The 1101-nt window shown below is 57.5% G+C and carries 2 protein-coding genes; both read right to left on the minus strand.

Annotation, left to right across the window (positions count from 1 at the left end):
• On the minus strand, window positions 1-601 hold a 601-nt coding region (locus tag CW742_RS14665), incomplete at its 3' end, for a PAS domain-containing protein (protein ID WP_292421666.1).
• 85 nt (window positions 602-686) lie between these two features.
• On the minus strand, window positions 687-1101 hold a 415-nt coding region (locus CW742_RS14670), incomplete at its 5' end, for a PAS domain S-box protein (protein WP_292421669.1).

Genomic DNA, 1101 nt, shown 5'->3' on the forward strand with positions numbered 1-1101 from the left:
CTTCAAGATAGGGAAGATCGCCATGGTTCACGAAGTCAAGAACGCACCTGCCGATGCACTCCTCCGGTTCGTACCCGAGGACGGCCCGGACGGCCGGTGAGATGTAGGTGAGGGTGAGGTCACCATCATGGTAGTTGATGATGTCGATAGCGGTATTGGCAAGGAGCTCGAACTTGCGCCGGCTGGTCTGGAGTGCAGCCTCCATCGCCCTGCGTTCCGTTACATCCCGGACCGAGATGATAGCTGCCGGACCTCCATCATACGTTATACGGTTGCCCATAATCTCGATCTCGCGCGGGGTGCCGCGTGCGCTCCTTATCCGGTAAACCCGCAACACTCCTTTTGCCCCTGCCACGACCGCATGGAAGTCGCGTGTAGCCGGTTCAAGAGATTCAGGTTCAAGGAAGTCAAAGATGGTATACGGTTGTGCTGCCGTGGTGCTGTCAAGCTCGAGCAGGGAGATGATGGCCGGGTTCGTAATCAGAATCCTACCGGTAATATCGGCGATGATGATGCCATCCAGCGTGAATTCGGCCATCTGCCGGTAATGGGCGAGGGTCTCGGCAAGCTGTCCCTGCGACGGGTCCGTATCCGGTTCCATTCTCTCACGAACGGATAGGGTTTTTCCGCCAATTAATGCTTTTATTTTGATATTCGGGGGGGGAACGGGGAATTCCGGGCCGCTTTCAATCTTTCTGCGAGCGCCCGGGGGCTGCCCGGAATCCCCGTCCCGGCTCGTCCCGGGCAAGGCCGACAACCGAGACCACCGAACCGTCCACGCCGAGCACGGGGGAGAACCGGATGCTGACACGGCTCGTTCCTCCCCGGTTGGGAACTGTCACGGCACGGGCGTCCGGCTCCTTTGTCTCCACAACCCGAAGAATTCCCGTGAGATACTTCTTTGCGTCATCATTTGAAAAAATGTCAGCAACCCTTTTCCCCACCAGGTCGCCTGGCAAAAACCCGGTCATCCTGCAGGCGCTGGCATTGGCACCGGTGATGGTGCCTTGAATGGTAAAGATAATGATGCCATCCAGAGTATTTTCAAAAATAGCCTGGTATCGCCGCTCGCACTCTTGAAGAGCCTGCTCCGTCCGGATC

It is taken from the genome of Methanoregula sp. (assembly GCF_002835825.1).
In the GTDB taxonomy this organism is placed as follows: domain Archaea; phylum Halobacteriota; class Methanomicrobia; order Methanomicrobiales; family Methanospirillaceae; genus Methanoregula.